This window comes from Actinoplanes sp. SE50/110 (assembly GCF_900119315.1).
In the GTDB taxonomy this organism is placed as follows: Bacteria; Actinomycetota; Actinomycetes; order Mycobacteriales; family Micromonosporaceae; genus Actinoplanes.
On record NZ_LT827010.1, the window covers coordinates 528,173 to 544,456 of the forward strand.

Annotated in this window: 16 protein-coding genes; 9 read left to right on the top strand and 7 right to left on the bottom strand. The window is 70.9% G+C overall.

All coding sequences use genetic code 11. The features are described from left to right. Position 1: 1 nt before the first annotated feature. A complete protein-coding gene (locus tag ACSP50_RS02335; RefSeq protein WP_014687547.1) occupies positions 2-1,666 on the bottom strand; it encodes an MFS transporter in 1,665 nt (554 codons plus the stop codon). Positions 1,667-1,718: 52 nt separating this feature from the next. On the opposite strand from ACSP50_RS02335, the gene ACSP50_RS02340 reads away from it, so the two are divergent. Next, positions 1,719-2,429, top strand: a complete 711-nt coding sequence (locus ACSP50_RS02340; RefSeq protein ID WP_014687548.1) for a TetR/AcrR family transcriptional regulator — start codon at positions 1,719-1,721, stop codon at positions 2,427-2,429. 12 nt (positions 2,430-2,441) lie between these two features. Here the strand turns inward: ACSP50_RS02340 and ACSP50_RS02345 are convergent, their stop codons facing one another. Then, positions 2,442-2,837: a rhodanese-like domain-containing protein gene (locus ACSP50_RS02345; protein WP_014687549.1), complete on the bottom strand. Its 396-nt coding sequence runs from the start codon at positions 2,835-2,837 to the stop codon at positions 2,442-2,444. After that, positions 2,834-3,304, bottom strand: coding sequence for a cysteine dioxygenase family protein (locus ACSP50_RS02350; protein WP_014687550.1), 471 nt, complete (start codon positions 3,302-3,304; stop codon positions 2,834-2,836). Before ACSP50_RS02350 ends, ACSP50_RS02345 begins: the two co-directional genes overlap by 4 nt. 334 nt (positions 3,305-3,638) lie before the next feature. Between ACSP50_RS02350 and ACSP50_RS02355 the strand changes: the two genes are divergently transcribed. The 4 genes from ACSP50_RS02355 (at position 3,639) to ACSP50_RS02370 (ending at position 7,427) form a co-directional block, all read left to right on the top strand. After that, complete coding sequence (locus ACSP50_RS02355; protein WP_231956843.1) at positions 3,639-4,760, top strand: neprosin family prolyl endopeptidase; 1,122 nt, start codon at positions 3,639-3,641, stop codon at positions 4,758-4,760. 138 nt (positions 4,761-4,898) lie between these two features. Continuing rightward, positions 4,899-5,438 carry a sigma-70 family RNA polymerase sigma factor gene (locus ACSP50_RS02360; RefSeq protein ID WP_014687552.1) on the top strand — a complete coding sequence of 180 codons (540 nt, stop codon included), beginning with the start codon at positions 4,899-4,901 and terminating at the stop codon, positions 5,436-5,438. Between the two features lie 55 nt (positions 5,439-5,493). Beyond that, on the top strand, positions 5,494-6,216 hold the full coding sequence (locus ACSP50_RS02365; RefSeq protein ID WP_014687553.1) for a zf-HC2 domain-containing protein: 723 nt from the start codon (positions 5,494-5,496) through the stop codon (positions 6,214-6,216). A gap of 173 nt (positions 6,217-6,389) precedes the next feature. Further along, positions 6,390-7,427, top strand: a complete 1,038-nt coding sequence (locus tag ACSP50_RS02370; protein WP_014687554.1) for a S66 peptidase family protein — start codon at positions 6,390-6,392, stop codon at positions 7,425-7,427. Positions 7,428-7,777: 350 nt separating this feature from the next. Here the strand turns inward: ACSP50_RS02370 and ACSP50_RS02375 are convergent, their stop codons facing one another. Together ACSP50_RS02375 and ACSP50_RS02380 are read right to left on the bottom strand one after the other, a co-directional pair. Next, positions 7,778-9,373: a DHA2 family efflux MFS transporter permease subunit gene (locus ACSP50_RS02375; protein ID WP_014687555.1), complete on the bottom strand. Its 1,596-nt coding sequence runs from the start codon at positions 9,371-9,373 to the stop codon at positions 7,778-7,780. 49 nt (positions 9,374-9,422) lie between these two features. Next, positions 9,423-9,908, bottom strand: coding sequence for a response regulator transcription factor (locus ACSP50_RS02380; protein WP_014687556.1), 486 nt, complete (start codon positions 9,906-9,908; stop codon positions 9,423-9,425). Between the two features lie 183 nt (positions 9,909-10,091). Here ACSP50_RS02380 and ACSP50_RS02385 point away from each other — a divergent pair, with 183 nt between their 5' ends. The 4 genes from ACSP50_RS02385 (at position 10,092) to ACSP50_RS02400 (ending at position 15,384) form a co-directional block, all read left to right on the top strand. After that, a complete protein-coding gene (locus ACSP50_RS02385; protein ID WP_014687557.1) occupies positions 10,092-11,108 on the top strand; it encodes an NADPH:quinone reductase in 1,017 nt (338 codons plus the stop codon). A gap of 77 nt (positions 11,109-11,185) precedes the next feature. Beyond that, on the top strand, positions 11,186-12,457 hold the full coding sequence (locus ACSP50_RS02390; protein WP_052311484.1) for a sensor histidine kinase: 1,272 nt from the start codon (positions 11,186-11,188) through the stop codon (positions 12,455-12,457). A 12-nt stretch (positions 12,458-12,469) separates the two neighbouring features. Further along, positions 12,470-13,114 (top strand): response regulator transcription factor, encoded by a 645-nt coding sequence (locus ACSP50_RS02395; RefSeq protein ID WP_014687559.1) that lies wholly within the window; start codon positions 12,470-12,472, stop codon positions 13,112-13,114. A 71-nt stretch (positions 13,115-13,185) separates the two neighbouring features. After that, positions 13,186-15,384 (top strand): MMPL family transporter, encoded by a 2,199-nt coding sequence (locus ACSP50_RS02400; RefSeq protein WP_043510729.1) that lies wholly within the window; start codon positions 13,186-13,188, stop codon positions 15,382-15,384. A gap of 147 nt (positions 15,385-15,531) precedes the next feature. Here the strand turns inward: ACSP50_RS02400 and crcB are convergent, their stop codons facing one another. Beyond that, positions 15,532-15,888, bottom strand: a complete 357-nt coding sequence (gene crcB / locus ACSP50_RS02405) for a fluoride efflux transporter CrcB (RefSeq protein WP_014687561.1) — start codon at positions 15,886-15,888, stop codon at positions 15,532-15,534. Beyond that, positions 15,885-16,277, bottom strand: coding sequence for a CrcB family protein (locus ACSP50_RS02410; protein WP_014687562.1), 393 nt, complete (start codon positions 16,275-16,277; stop codon positions 15,885-15,887). The genes crcB and ACSP50_RS02410 overlap by 4 nt, the downstream gene beginning before the upstream one ends. Positions 16,278-16,284 lie beyond the last annotated feature (7 nt).

A 16,284-nucleotide genomic window follows, 5' to 3' on the forward strand; every position in this document is an offset into this window, starting at 1 on the left:
TCTAGTGGCCCTCGCCCTCCGGCCTGCCCTGCAACGGCATCAGGAAGGTGAGCCCGAAAGCCGCCAACAACAAGATCAAGGTCACGGCGGAGGTACGTACGGTGGTGTCCTCGAAGCCGGCGCGCACCTGCTCGCCGACGTACTGCGACAGATCCGGCCCGGCCGCGTCCGAGTGGCAGGAGGGCGGCACCACGTCCGGATTGGTCTCGGCCACCCGGTCGGTGAGGCAGGTCCGCAGCCCGGCGATCACCGCCGGCTGAGCGTCGGCCGGCACGCCGGCGGTGCTCAGCGTGGCCCGCAGCCGGTCCGCCGAGGTGTCCACGTGGTGCCCGACCGCGCCGGGCAACAGGGCGAAGAAGATCGTGCCGAGCACCGCGATGCCGAACGCCCCACCGAGCTGCTGCACCGAGGTGATCGCCCCGGAGGCCGAGCCGCTCTCCTCGTCGTCGACGCCGGCCAGCACGATGCCGAAGAACGGCGCCATCGCCAGGCCCATGCCGATGCCGAGCAGCAGCAGGGCCGGGATCAGGTGCCACGGCGTGATGCCGGAGCCGGCCCAGTGGATGGTGGCGGCGAAGACCCCCGTGCCGATCACCATCACGATGGTGCCGAGCTGCAGCAGTTTGCGGCCGAGCTTCTCGGCCAGCCCGGCGCCGGCCACGATGAAACCGGCCACCATGCCCAGTGCCTGCGGCAGCGTGGTCAGGCCGGCCTTGAGCGGGGTGTAGCCCAGCCCGATCTGCAGGTAGAAGGTGAAGACCAGGCTGGTGCCGATCAGCGAGGCGAAGAACATCAGGCCCAGGGCCAGACCGCCGGTGAAGGCGCGCTTGCGGAACAGGCTCGGGGTGACCAGCGGGTCGAGGCCGCGCTTGTCGCGCCGCGCCTCGTAGACCGCGAACAGGCCGAAGGCCAGCACGCCGACCGCCAGCATCGCGAAGGTCCACGCCGGCCAGCCCAGCTCGCGGCCCTGCACCAGGGGGTAGAGCAGCAGGAACGCGCCACCGGCGGCGAACAGCACGCCGAGCCAGTCGAGCCGCGGCGCCCGGTCGAGCCGCGACTCGGGCAGGAACCGCAGCGCGCCGAAAACGGCGAAGATGCCGAGCGGCAGGTTGATGAAGAAGATCATCCGCCAGCCGGAGTCGAAGTAGTCGGCGTCGACCAGCCAGCCGGCCAGGATCGGACCGCCGACCGAGGACAGGCCCATCACCGGGCCGAACGCGCCGAACGCCTTGGCGCGCTCGGCCGGGGCGAACATCTCGCGCAGCATGCCCAGGCCCTGCGGCAACATCAGCGCGCCGAACAGGCCCTGCACCGCGCGGGCGCCGAGCAGGAAGCCGGGCATCGGGGCGAGCGCGCAGGCGAGCGAGGCGAGGGTGAAGCCGGCCGCGCCGATCAGGAACATCCGGCGGCGGCCGTAGATGTCGCCGAGCCGGCCGCCGGTGAGCAGGCCGATGGCCATGGACAGGGTGTACGCGGCGCCGAGCCACTGGATCAGGCTGTACGACCCGCCGAGCTCGGATCGGATGACCGGGCCGGCGATCGTGGTGACCAGCGAGTCCAGCAGGTCCATCACCTCGACCGCGAGGATCACGAAGAGGACGATCCAACGATATCGATACGGCGTGTCGGTCGCCTGGATTTCTGTTTGAACACTGTTCGTTGTCACGGACACCGTTCTAGTTGTGAACGGTGCTCGGTGTCAAGTAAATTAGGTGCCGATGAAGACCTCGCCCTGGAGTCCGCTTCCCGACAAGCGCCCGGCTCGCGTGCAACTCGACCGCGAGCAGATCATCGACGCCGCCCTGCGGATCGTGGATGCCGAGGGCGTCGAGGCGGTGAGCACCCGCCGGGTCGCCGCCGAGTTCGGCACCGGCCCGTCCAGCCTCTACGCGCACGTGTCCAACAAGGACGAGCTGTTGCGGCTGATGTTCGACCGGGTGTGCGGCGAGATCGACCTGCCCACGCCGGATCCGGCCCGCTGGGCGGAGCAGATCCGGCAGATGATGTGCCAGGTACACGAGGTCCTGCTGGGGCACAACGACCTGGCGCGGGTCGCGCTGGCCTCGATCCCCAACGGGCCCAACGCGCTGCGCTGCTCGGAGTGGATGATCGGGCTGCTGATCGAGGGCGGGGTGTCGCCGCGGACCGCGGCCTGGGCACTCGACCGGATCTTCCTCTACGTCACCACGGACGCTTACGAGATCTCCATCTGGGTCACCCAGCTGCGTCACCTGGAGCTGCCGCAGGACGAGGTGGAGAAGCAGGTCAAGGGCGAGATGGCGAAGCACTTCGAGGACCTGCCGGCCGACCGCTTCCCGTATCTGCGGACGCACGCGGCGGCGATGACCTCGGGCACCTCGCAGGAGCGCTTCGAGTTCGGCCTCGACCTGCTGATCGACGGACTGACGCGATCGGTCGGGAAGGGGTGACGAGCCCTCCGGTCAGATCGTCGGCAGGCCGGCCTCCTGCCAGGCCCGGAAACCGCCGGCCAGGTCGGTGGCGCGATGCAGGCCGAGATCCTGCAAGGCGGCCGCGGCCAGGCTGCTGGTGTAACCCTCCTGGCAGGTGATGATCACCGGAAGGTCGTAGCTGTCGGCGAACGGCAGGCGGGCGTCGCTGCGCGGGTCGAGCCGCCACTCCAGCACGTTGCGCTCGATGATCAGGGCACCGGGGATCTCACCGTGCTCGGCGCGCTGCGCGGCCGGCCGGATGTCGATCAGCACCGCGCCGTCCCGGACCGCGGCGGCGGTCTCCAGCGGGTCCAGCCGGGTCAGCCGGGTGCGGGCCTCGTCGAGGATCTCGGCGATGCCGCGGGAGCCGGGCGGGGCCGCGGTCACCACTGGGCACCGGCCCGTTCGACGGTGCGGGTCTCCAGGCCGGCCGGGCTCAGCCGGTACTTCGTCATGCTGGTCAGGGCGGGGCCGTACACGTGGATGCTGATCGCCGGGTCGGGCCCGCGGTTCACGATCCGGTGCACGTGGTGGCTGCCGAACCGGCGGCCGGCGCCCTCGCCGAGGTCGCGGGTGGTGACCCGGGGCGCGTCCGCCGGGCCGCTGACCGTGTCCTCGGTGAGCACGCCGCTGAACACCTGGAACGCTCCGGCCGAGCCGCCGTGGTCGTGCAGTTCGGTCTGCTGTCCGGGCAGCCAGGTGAGCAGCCACACCTCGTGGTCGTCGGCCACCTCCAGCCGGTGGTACCACCGCTCGACCGGGTCGAAGCGGGGCGGCACCACCCACCCCTCGGGCGCGTTGGCGAATTGCCGGGCGATGGCGAGGTGGTCGAGGCGGACGGCGGTGGCGGGCATGCGGAATCTCCTCGCGGTTCCTTTATTACCTATCGGCAAGGTATGTTTTACCACAGAACTCGGGGCGATGGGGCCGGTTCCCGGATCCGGCGTGACCCCGAAAGAGGCTCCACCGAATTTGCCTCTTTCTTGACCATGTGCGTGAAACTGCGATCCGCAATGGCGTGGACACGCTCGGTTGAACAAAGTGGTCGTGCTGTCACCGGATCGGCCGACCGCTTCAGCCGTTACGGCAGAGTTCCTGGTCAGGACGTCCCTGGGCAATTGAGAAAGCTATATGGTGAGCTGCGCCGCCGGGAGCCGGCGCGACCCCCCGATGAACGAGGACGGACACGTGTTGAAGTCACGCCGCGGTCTGCTCGCCGCCGGCCTCAGCGTCGCGGTGATCGGCGCGATCGGAGTCGCCTCCACACTCAACGCGGGGGCCGAGCAGATCCCGGACGCGGCGCCCACGGCGAGTGTCGCCGCCGCGCCCGCCGACCTCATCCCGCCGGCCAACCTGCCGTGGGGGCAGCGCCCGACCCGGGTCAAGCGCGGCCGCGACGGGGCGAACAGCCGATCGCTGCAGGCCGCCGGGCTCAGCGTCGCCGGCCCGTCCGAGGGTGACAACGGCACCCCCGATCCGGAGTACGCGCCCAAGGGCCGCAGCTCCAGGTCCAGCTTCCTGCGCACCGCCAAGACGTCGGTGGTGCCGCCTCCCGAACCGTCCGCCGATCCGTCCGCACCGGCGTCCGCCTCGGCGTCCGCGTCCGCCTCCGCACCGGCCTCGGCCGACCCGTCGACGACCCCCGGGAGCACCGGCCCGACGGTGAACTTCCTCTACAACGTCGGCGCACAGGCCGCGGTCTCGGACGGCGCCTACATCAACCTGACGATCAACAAGCCGAAACTGGCCAAGCAGGATTACCACACCCTGGCCGAGCTGGCCGTGCAGTCCGCGGACGGCAACCAGATCGTCGAGATCGGGTGGAACGTCGACCGGGTGGTCAACGGCGACGACGACCCGCACCTGTTCGTCTACCACTGGGTCAACCGGCAGACGTCCTGCTACAACGGCTGCGGCTTCGTGCAGTACAGCAAGGCCGTGGTGCCCGGCGACACGCTCGCCGTCGACCAGCAGAAGAAATTCGGCATCCAGTTCTACAACGGCGGCTGGTGGGTGGCGTACGACACCGAGTGGGTCGGCTATTTCCCGGCCAAGCTCTGGGGCGACGTCTCGTTCACCAAGAGCGGTCTGGTCCAGGTCTTCGGCGAGGTGGCCGCCGCGTCCGACAAGCCGTGCACCGAGATGGGCAACGGCAAGAAGTCCGACGACACCACGTCGGCCCGGATCGGCAGCATCGCCTACGTCAACGGGCCGACCGCCGACCTGGTGGTCCGCAGCACCAGCGACTTTTACACGGTCAACCAGTTGAGCAACCGCACCTTCCGCTACGGCGGCCCCGGCAGCTGTTGATCTTCATCTATCCGCTTTCGGCGCCCGGTCCCCGTCGAGGGATCGGGCGCCGATGTTTTTCGGGCTCACGGTGAACCTGTCCGCGTGCCACGATGTACATCCGGGTGGCCGGGCGGAACCCGAGGGGAGCTGGCGCCGATGAAGCGACGGGTGAGCAGCCCCGACGAGCAACTGATGACCGCGCTCTACACGGAGCACTACGCAATTCTGATCAACTTCGTCTCGCGATACGTCTCGGACCGGCACAAAGCCGAGGACCTGGTCCAGGAGACGTTGCTGCGGGCGTGGAAGCACATCGACCACCTCGACCCCGAACCGGGACGAACCAGGTCATACCTGCTGACCATCGCCCGTAACGTGGTGACCAACGCATGGCGGGCGGAACAACGCCGGCCCCGGTTGGTCTCCGACGAGACCGCGGTCAACTCCGTGCCGTCGGCGGACAATGTGGATCAAATGGTGGAGGGCTGGCTGGTCGCGGAAGCGATGGAACGGCTCTCCCCGGAACACCGGGCGGTGATACAGGCCATGTATTACGAGGGACAGAGCGTGGCCGACGCGGCACGCCGGCTGTCGGTGCCGGAAGGCACGGTGAAATCGCGCGCCTACTACGCGGTGCGCGCACTCCGCGCCGTCTTCGAGGAGATGGGCATGCTGCGGAGCGGGGGTGCGGCATGAAACCCGTGGACCGGCCGTCTCCGCCGCGATTCCGGCGCCGGGACGGGGGTGCGGCATGAGTGACCTTGACGAGCACGACAGCCTGCATCGTCTGCTCGGTGGCTATCTGCTGGGCGGTCTCGACGAGGCCGACACCGACCGGCTCGACGCGCACCTGCACGACTGCGCCGAATGCCGGGCCGAACTGGACCGGCTCGCACCGGTCCCGGAAATGCTGCAACACCTGCCGGACGTCCGGCAGCTGGGCGGTGATCTCCCGCCGCTCACGGTCGCTCCGGCCGCGCGGCCGAGTCCGCAGAACATCGAGAATCTGCTCAGCCGGATGCGGGCCGAGAGAACCCACAAGACCCGGATGGTGCGTACGCGGTGGCTGGTCGCCGCCTCGGTCGCCGTCCTGGCCGCCGGCGCCATCGGCTACGGCGTGCTGGTCCACGACAACGACGCCACCACCCAGCAGTCCCCGCCGCTCGCGGCCGCCACGATAACGGCGAACTTCGAACCGACCGCCGGCGGCGCCCTGCACGGCCAGGCCACCCTGGTCAAGAAGGCCTGGGGCGTTTCGGTATCGCTGAACATGACCGGAATGCAGGGCAAAGCCCCGTTCTTCTGCATGGTCAAACGAGCCGACGGCACCATGGAACAGGCCGCCGCCTGGGGTGAAACCCCCGAACACACCGCCAAGGTCGATGGCGCCAGCTCGGTGACCGCCACCGACGTCCGGGCGATCGTCATCACCGACAGCGACGGAAAAGTGCTGGGCACGGCGCCGGTCACCTAGTCAGAATCGGGGGCATGCCATCGACCGGTATGCCCCCGTCCGCCACCGATGATCCGTTCTCCCACCCCGCCGAGCCCGCGTCGGCGCCATCTTCCGGGCCCGCTCCGGTGCCCGGGCCCGGACTTGCGCCTTCGGCCGGCGGGTCGGCGCCCGCGGTGGCGGTGGGATCGTCGGTGGCGCGGGAGCTGCCGAAGCTTCGCGCCGGCGATCGGGTGGCGGTGTTGTCGCCGTCATTCGCCTCGCCAGGCCTCTTCCCGGAACGCCACGAGCAGGCGATCCGCCGCATCCGCGACGACCTCGGTCTGGAGCCGGTCGAGTTCCCCACCACCCGTCGCCTCGGCGCCTCAGCCGCCGACCGCGCCGCGGACCTGACCGCCGCCTTCGCGGACCCGTCGATCCGGGCCGTGTTCGCCACGATCGGGGGCGACGACCAGATCACCGTGCTGCCACACCTGGATCCGGCGGTGTTCCAGGCCGACCCGAAACCGTTCTTCGGCTTCTCCGACAACACCAACCTGCTGAACTGGCTGTGGTCGCACGGCATCCCGGCCTACCACGGCGGTTCCACGATGATGCACCTGGCCCAGGGCGACGGCATCCCGCCGATCCACCTGGCATCCCTGCGAGCCGCCCTGTTCACCGGCGGCGACCTGCCGATCACACCGATCGACACCTTCAGCGAGGAGGAGATCGACTGGTCGGATCCCCGGTCGCTGACGGACCCCCTGCCCACCGCCCCCGGCCCCGGCTGGATCTGGCACCAGCCGACCCGGGTGCTCACCGCCCCGACCTGGGGCGGCAACCTGGAGATCCTCCACTGGAACCTGGCCGCCGACCGCTGGATCCGCCCGGTCGCCGACTACGCCGGTCACATCCTGCTGCTGGAGACCTCGGAGGAGATGCCCCCCGCCGAGGAGGTCTTCCGAATCCTCCGCAACTTCGGCGAACGAGGCCTTCTGCACCAGTTCCCCGCCGCCCTGTTCGCCACCGCGAAGGCGACAGTCTTCACCAGCCCCCGCCCCCACCCGGAGCGCCAGAAGTACCGAGACGACCAGCGCGAGGCCGTCCTGCGAGCCTTCGCGACCTATCACCCCACAGCGATGCTCACCTTCGGCGTGGACTTCGGACACACCAGCCCCCAGTGGGTCCTCCCCTACGGCGGCCGCCTCACCGTCAACGGCCCCGCCCGGACCATCACCGCCCACTACTGACCCGGGCCGTCCCGCCGGGTCCGTAGGGACTGCGCCGGGAGCGGTGTTTCCGGCCCGGCGCGCCGGGCTTAGGTCTGGCGGGATGGGCACTGTGAGTAGTGACATCGGGCGTTGTGAGTCCGCTGGAGAAGAACGCTGACGACGGGCGGCAGCCGTCGCCGGAGCAGGCCGGGAACCGGTCGCCGAAGGTGGTCGAGAAGGCGTTCAGTCCCAGCGCACCGCCCCTCGTGTCCGGCCTGGAGCGCGGCGGGTGTTGGCGGGTGGGACGGCGGCTGGCTGGGGTTCGGCCGGAAGGTGATGGGTGCCCGGGCCATGGGCGCGATCGCGGGTGTGCGGCTGGCCGGGAGAGGTCAGCGGGGTGATGAGGGGATGGGGTGGCTGTCGCGGGGAGGGATGGGGGGAGAGGCGGGGTCGCAGAAGGAGCGGTGCGGGATGGCGGGGGTGCGGCCGGCGGTGATGGCCGGGGTCGGGGTGGAGTCGGCGCTGTCGGGGGAGTGCGGGCTGGGGGTGGAGGACGTGGTGGGTGGCCGGGTGGGGACGGTGAGGAAGGCGGTCAGGGAGCCGGCCAGCATCAGGGCGGCGCAGAGCAGCATGGCGTGGTGGTACACGGGGTGGAGTGCGGCGGCGTCGGTCAGGGAGCCGGAGCCCAGGCCGGCGGCCAGGGGTAGGACGGCGACGGCGAGGAGACCGGCGGCGCGGGCGACGGCGTTGTTGACGCCGGAGGCGATGCCGGCGTGGGCGTCGTCGAGGGCGCCGAGAGCGGTGGCGGTGAGCGGGGCGACCAGCAGGGCCAGGCCGAGGCCGAACAGGATGACCGCGGGCAGGACGCGGGTGGCGTAGGGCGCGTGCGGGCCGATGGTGGACATCAACAGCAGGGCGGCGGCGCAGACCAGGGGGCCGGCGGTCATCGGGATGCGCGGGCCGATCCGTTGGCCCAGTGCGCCACCGCGCGCCGAGAGCAGGAGCATGATCACGGTGATCGGGAGCATGGACAGGCCGGCGGCGAGTGCGGGATAGCCGGCGACGACCTGCAGGTTGACCACGACCAGGAAGAAGACGCCGCCGTTCGCCGCGTAGACCAGGAAGGTGACCAGGTTGGCGCCGGTGAAGGCGCGGTGCCGGAAGATCTCCGGGGGGACCATCGGGTGCGGTGCGCGAAGCTCGGCCAGGACGAACGCGGCCATCCCGAGCACGCCGAGCGCCAGCGGGATCAGCACGACCGGGGAGCCCGCGCCGTGCGCCGGCCAGGCGGTGAAGCCGTAGGTCAGGCCACCCAGGCCGACGATACCGGTGAGCAGGCCGGCGATGTCGAAGCCACGGGCCGCGGCCGGATCCCGGGACTCCGGCACGTGGCGGTGCGCGACCCAGAGGACCAGCGCGGCGACCGGCACGTTGATCAGGAACAGGAGGCGCCAGCTGCCGATCTGGAGCAGCCAGCCGCCGAGGAACGGGCCGAGCGCGCCGCCGATGCCGCCCAGCCCGGACCAGGCGCCGATCGCCCGGGCGCGGTCATCGGGCGCGAACGACGCCTCCAGGATGGCCAGCGCGCCCGGGGTGAGCAGGGCGCCGCCGATGCCCTGCAGGACCCGGGCGGTGATCAGCAGCTCGATGCTCGGGGCGAGGCCGCAGAGCAGCGAGGCGAGCGCGAACCACGCGACACCGGCCAGGAAGACCCGCTTGCGGCCGAAGCGGTCCCCGAGCGAGCCACCGACCAGGATCAGCGAGGCCAGGGAGAGGGCGTAGCCGTTCACCGTCCACTGCAGACCGGCGGCCGAGGCGTGCAGGCCGCGGCCGAGCTCGGGCAGGGCCAGGTTGACCACGGTGGCGTCGATGAACGCCAGGCTGGAGCCGAGCACGGTGGCCAGCAGCACCCGGCGCGCGGCGGCCGTCCCGTACCGGACAGGACTGCTGAGCTGGGCGGAGGTGCCGTGCGGGGCCGGTTCCATGGCGCCGACCCTACGCCGCCGCGGGCGTCAGCCGGGTGTCAGCCGGGTGTCAAGCGCTGTGTCGAACGTGGACCTCCTGATGACGGATGACCGGCGCCACCGGGACCGCGTGCCGGGCGGCGGCCAGCGCGACCCGGGACGCGGCCGTCGAGCGGGACGTCCCGGTGCCCGGCCGGCGCAGCAGGTCGCCCAGCCGGGCCACCAGCTCGTCCCGGGCGAAGGGTTTCGTCAGGTAGTCGTCCGCCCCGGCGTGCAGGGCCGCGGTGACCTGGCGGTGGTGCACGTCCGCGCTGATCACCATGATCGGTAACGCGTCCAGCGCGGGATCGCAGCGGATCCGGCGGCACAGGTCGATGCCGGACAGGCCGGGCATCCGGACGTCGATCAGGGCGGCGTCGATGCCGCCCCGGGTCAGGGCCTCCAGGGCTTCGGCCGCGTCCGAGGCGGCCACCACGTGGTAGCCGAACCGGCGCAGGGCGAGGGCCAGCAGGTCCCGATGGTCGATCTCGTCGTCGGCGATGAGAACGGTGTACACGCGGACCTCCAGAGGTCGGGCAGCGACGTGCCTACTCATGTTCGGCACGGCGCTGAGGCCACTGAGGCGTACTGCGCTGATCGAAAAGGTCATGCTGACGGCGTACAAAAATCGGAGCTTTCGCTGTTGTTTCGGCGGAGCACGCGATCGGCTGAGGGCTTCGCGGCGACATAGGGTGAGAACATGCGTGCTGCCGTTTTCGCCGAGCCCGGTCCCGCCTCCGCCGTGCTGCACCTGGTCGAGCGGGAGTTGCCGCTGGCCGGGGCCGATGAGGTGCGGGTCCGGATCGTGCTGTCGGCGGTCAACCCGACCGACGTCGGTACCCGGGCCGGCCGCGGTGTGCCCGACGGTGTGCGACCGCCCCGGGTGCCCAACCAGGACGGCGCCGGCGTCGTCGACGCGCTCGGCGAGGGCGTCACCGACCTGGAGCCCGGCGATCGCGTCTGGGTCTGGGACGCGGGCTACGGCCGGGCCGACGGCACCGCCCAGGAGTACGTGGTGCTGCCCCGCCGCCAGGTGGTCCGGATGAACGATGACATTCCGTTCGAGGTCGGCGCGGACCTGGGCATTCCGGCGCTGACCGCGCATCGCTGCCTGACCGTGGCCAGCGACGGACCGGCCCGCCTCGGACCGGGCGCTCTGGAGGGTCGCACGGTGCTGGTGGCCGGCGGGGCGGGCGCGGTGGGCAACGCCGCGATCCAGCTGGCGAAGTGGTCCGGCGCGACCGTGCTGACCACGGTGAGCAGCAAGGAGAAGGGTGCGCTGGCGGCCGCCGCCGGTGCCGACGCGGTGATCGACTACCGCGAGGAGGACGTGGCCGCCCGGATTCGCGAGCTGAGCGGGACCGGTCCGCACCTGATCGTCGAGGTGGACACCGCCAACCTGACCCTCGACCTGGATGTGATCGCGCCGGGCGGGAACATCGCGATCTATGTCGCCGGTGAGGTGCGGGTGCCGTTCTTCACGGCGAACCTGAAGAATGCCAGCCTCGATTTCGTGCTCACCTACACCACCCTGCCGGAGGAGAAGGCGAACGCGGTGGCGGCGGTCGCCGAGGCGGCGAACGCGGGCGTCTTCCGGGTCGGCGAGGAGCACGGCCTGCCGATCATCCGTTTTCCGCTGGACGGGGTGGCGGCGGCGCACGAGGCCGTCGAGAATCATGCGGTCGGCAAGGTGGTGATCGACGTGACGCAGCCCTGACGGTCGGGTTAACCCTACTGTCGGTCGGGCGGTCCGCAGGATCGGATCGGGGGGCTGCGGTGCATAGTGTCAAGGACATGACAAGCACCCGGCGTCACCTGCGCCAGCTGGGCATCGACACGCAGTACGTACTGCTCGGTTTCCCCCTCGGCCTGATCACTCTCGTGCTGTGCCTGACCGGCTTCTTCCTCGGCCTCGGCACCGCGATCATCTGGATCGGTCTGCCGATCATGGCCGGGTCGCTCGCCATGTCCCGCGGCTTCGCCCACCTGGAGCGGCTGCGGATCGGATCGGTGCTGGGCCGCAGGATCCCGCACCCGCATTACCGGTCGTCCCGGGAGCGGGGCTGGGTGCGGCGGATGTTCGCCCCGCTGGCCGACGGGCAGTCCTGGCTCGATCTGGTGCACGGCGCGTTCCGGTTCATTCCGAGCACGATCGCGTTCAGCTTCGTGCTGGTCTGGTGGTGCGCGGCGCTGACCAGCATCACCTACCCGGCGTACGACTGGGCGGTGCCGCACACCGCGGACAACACCGAACTGCCCGAGCTGCTGGGCTTCGCCGACAACGCGCCCACCCGGATCATCTTCTACCTGATCCTCGGCGCGTTCTTCACGCTCACCCTGTACCCGGTGGTGCGCGGCGCGGCGCTGCTCGAGGCCCTGTTCGCCCGGGGCCTGCTCAGCGGGGTCGACGAGCTGCGCCAGCAGGTGGCCGATGCGAACGCCGCCCGCGACGTCGCCCAGCACCAGAAAGCCGCGGCCGTCTCGGCCGAGGCGACCGCGCTGCGCCGGCTGGAGCGGGACATCCACGACGGCCCGCAGCAGCGGCTGGTCCGGCTCGCCATGGACCTGGGCCGGGCCGAGCAGCAGTTCGCCACCGACCCGGAAGCCGCCCGGGCGACCGTCGCCGAGGCGCTCAGCCAGACCCGGGAAACCCTCGACGAGCTGCGCGCGCTGTCCCGCGGCATCGCCCCGCCGATCCTGGTCGACCGGGGTCTGCAGGCCGCGCTGACCGCGCTGGCCGGTCGCTGCACCGTCCCGGTGGACCTGGACGCGCCGGTCTTCGAGCGGCTGGACCCGGCGGTCGAGTCGACGGCGTACTTCGTGGTCGCCGAGGCGCTGACCAACGTGGCCAAGCACAGCGACGCCACCGAGGTGCAGGTGAGTGTGCAGCGGATCGCCACCGGTCTGCTGGTGACCGTTTCCGACGACGGGGTGGGCGGCGCGAGTCTGGCCAAGGGTCACGGCCTGGCCGGCCTCGACGACCGGGTGACCGCGGCCGGCGGCGTGCTCGCCGTCGACAGCGCCGACGGGGAGGGAACCCGCCTGACAGCCGCCCTGCCGCTCTGACAGAGTGACCGCATGCGGGTGGTGATTGCCGACGATGCGGTGCTGTTGCGCGAGGGACTGATCCGGCTCGTCGAGGAGAACGGCCACACGGTGGTGGCGGCCGTCGGCGACGGGCCGTCCCTCGTCGAAGCCGTGGTGGAACACCGTCCGGACGTCTCCATCGTGGACGTCCGGATGCCGCCGTCGCACACCGACGAGGGCCTGCGGGCGGCGGTCGAGGCCCGCAGCCGGGTTCCGGGCACGCCGATCCTGGTGCTTTCGCAGTACGTCGAGGTCTCCTACGCCGATGACCTCCTGGCCGACCGCCGTGGCGCGGTCGGCTATCTGTTGAAGGACCGGGTGTCGCTGGTCGCCGACTTCCTGGACGGCCTGCGCCGGGTCGCCGAGGGCGGCACCGTGCTCGACCCCGAGGTGGTCGGCCAGCTGCTGGTCCGGCGCCGGCGTGACGATCCGCTGCGCAGCCTCACCCCGCGCGAGCGTGAGGTGCTGGGCCTGATGGCCGAGGGCATGTCGAACACCGCGGTCGCCCGCAAGATGGTGGTCACCGAGGGCGCGGTCGAGAAGCACGTGCGCAACATCTTCACCAAGCTCGATCTGCACCAGGACGAGGAGCAGCACCGCCGGGTCCTGGCGGTGCTGGCCTACCTGCAGACGTAGGGCTAGCCCTACCCTCAGGTCGGGGGCCAGCCTGGTCGAGATCGATCTCCGTGATCCATAGCGTTCTCGTCATGGAGCACAGGGGGAAAGTCAAGGGAATCGCGGCACGCGCCGCGATCTGGAGTGCCCGGCACCGGGTGCTCGCCATTCTCGGGTGGATCGCCTTCGTGGCCGCCACGGTCGTCCTGAGCGGACAGCTCGGCACCCGCCAGGCCACCGGCGCCGAGCAGGGCAGCGGCGATTCCGGCCGGGCCGACAAGATCGTCGAGGCGGCCGGCTTCCCGGTCCAGCCGGCGGGCGAGATGGTGCTGATCCAGAACCGGTCCGGCAGCGACCGGGCGGCCGCCGCCGCCGAGGTGACCCGCACGCTGAAGTCGTTGCACGACGTGACCGACGTGCAGCCGGCCATCCAGTCGCCGGACGGCCGGTCGACGCTGGTCAGCTTCAGCATCACCGGGGACCCGGAGACCGCCAAGGAGCGGGTCGGGCCGGCGCTCGACGCGGTCGCCCAGGTGCAGACCGCGCACCCCGACCTCTACGTCGCCGAGGCCGGTGACGCCAGCGGCGACAAGCTGATCGGCGACGAGCTGGACGCGGGGCTGTCCCGGCTCTCGATGATGTCGATCCCGGTCACCCTGGGCATCCTGCTGGTCGCCTTCGGCGCGGTGGTGGCGGCGCTGCTGCCGGTCGGGCTCGCCGTGACCGCGGTGATCGCGGCGATCGGGCTGATGGCCGCCGGCAGCCGGTTCGCCCACACGGTCGACGCGACGACGCACGTGATGCTGCTGGTCGGGCTCGCGGTCGGGGTCGACTACTGCCTGTTCTACATCCGCCGCGAGCGTGACGAGCGCCGTGCCGGAGCCGATCCCGAGCGGGCCCTGATGATCGCCGCGCAGACCTCCGGCCGGTCTATCTGGATCTCCGGTCTCACCGTGATCGTGGCGATGGCCGGCATGTTCCTCACCCGGGACACCACGTTCATCAGCTTCGGCCTCGGCACCATCCTGGTGGTCGCGACCGCGGTGCTCGGCTCGCTCACCGTGCTGCCGGCGCTGCTCTCGGCGCTCGGCGACCGGGTCGACGCCATCAAGATCCCCGGCCTGTACCGGCGGCGCAGCGACGGCCGGATGTGGAACGCGATGCTGCGGGTCGTGCTCGCCCGCCCGCTGATCTCCACGCTGGTCGCGGTGGGACTGCTGGGCGCACTGGCCGCGCCGGTCGTCGACATGCGGACCCGGGGACAGAACATTCTGGACATCTCTCCCAAGGCGCCGGTGGTCCAGGCGTTCCAGGCGATCAACGAGGCGTTCCCCAGCAAGACCAGCCCGGCACAGGTGGTGGTGCAGGCCTCGACCGTTCGCGGGGAGCGGTTCGACAGGGCGGTGGCCGACTTCAAGACGGCCGTCGGCCGCAGCGGCGGCCGGCTCGTCGAGCCGATCGACGTGCGGGTCAACCCGGCCGGCACGGTGGCGGTCGTCTCCGTCGGACTGGTCGGCAACGGGGAGAACAAAGCCTCGACCGACGCGCTGAAACTGCTCCGCGGCCAGGTCGTGCCGGCCGCCTTCGGTGGGCTCACCGGCGCGACCGTCCTGGTCAGCGGTGATGCGGCGGGCAACGCCGACTTCAACCACCAGATGCAGAAGAGCCTGCCGTGGGTCTTCGGGTTCGTGCTCGGACTGGCCTTCGTGCTCCTGCTGGTGTCGTTCCGCTCGGTCGTCGTGGCGATCACCGGGGTGGTGCTGAACCTGCTGTCGGTGGCCGCGGCGTACGGGATGCTGGTCTTCGTCTTCCAGTACGGGCACTTCGACAAGCAGCTCGGCTTCCTGCCCTCGGACGGGATCATCAACTGGATCCCGCTGTTCCTGTTCGTGATCCTGTTCGGGCTCTCGATGGACTACCACGTGTTCGTGCTCAGCCGGATCCGCGAGGGCCACGATCGGGGGCTGCCGACCCGGGAGGCGATCCGCGAGGGCGTCGGGCGCACGGCCGGGGTGATCACCAGCGCGGCGGTGGTGATGATGGCGGTGTTCGCGCTCTTCGCGACCCTGCCGCTGACCTCGACCAAGGAGCTCGGGGTGGGCCTGGCGGCGGCCGTCCTGCTGGACGCGACGATCGTCCGGGCGGTGCTGTTGCCGGCGGTGATGGCGCTGCTGGGGCGGGCCAACTGGTGGCTGCCGCGGTGGCTGGGGTGGCTGCCGGAGATCGCGCACGATGTGCCGCCGGTGGCGGAGACGGAGGACGAGCCGCGGGCGCTGGCGCCGGTGGGCTGAGGTTCCGATGAGGCGGTCCGGGCCCGCGGTGGGTCCGGACCGCTGCGTCGTTCCTTGCCGAGTGCTCGGGAGAGGAAGTGCTGGGGTTCGTTCAGAGTGCTCAGGCGAGGAAGTGCTGAGGTTCGTTCAGGAAGTGCTGAGGTTCGTTCAGAGTGCTCGGGCGAGGAGGGTGCCGAGGGTGGCGGCGCCCATGCCGGACAGCAGGCTCAGCAGGACGTAGCCGAGGGCGGATGCCTGTTCGCCGCGGCGGGTGAGGGTGAGGGTCTCCCACGAGAATGTGGAATAGGTGGTGAGTGCGCCGCAGAAACCGGTGCCGAGCAGGGCGGTCGCGGTGGGGGACAGCGGCATGCCGAGCACGAAGCCGAGGATCAGCGAGCCGGTGACGTTGACCGTGAGGGTGCCCCACGGGAAAGCGGTGCCGTAGCGGACCTGGAGGTAGCGGTCGGTGACGTAGCGGAGGGGGGCACCGATCGCCGCGCCGATCGCCACCAGCAGCACGGTCACCGGCCGGCGCCCTTGGGCACGGAGGCGAGGGCACTGCCGATCCAGACAGCGAGCAGGGCCGCGGTGATCGTGGCGCCGAGGTAGAGCACGGCGATGGCCGGCGTGGTCCGCAGGACGTCCACCTCGGCGGTGGAGAACGTCGTGTAGCCGCCGAGGACGCCCGTGCCCAGGAAAAGGCGGGTGAGGCGGTGACCTGGACGGAAGCGGGCCAGCAGGGTGAAGAGCACGCCGATCAGGAAACAGCCGGAGGTGTTGATCACCCAGGTGGACCAGGGGAAGTCGCTGGGGGTGTGCGGCCAGGCGGTGCCGATCGCGTAGCGGGTCAGGGCGCCGATGATGCCGCCGGCGGAGACGACGGCGACGGCTCGGCGGTCGATGTCGAGATCCACAGCGGGA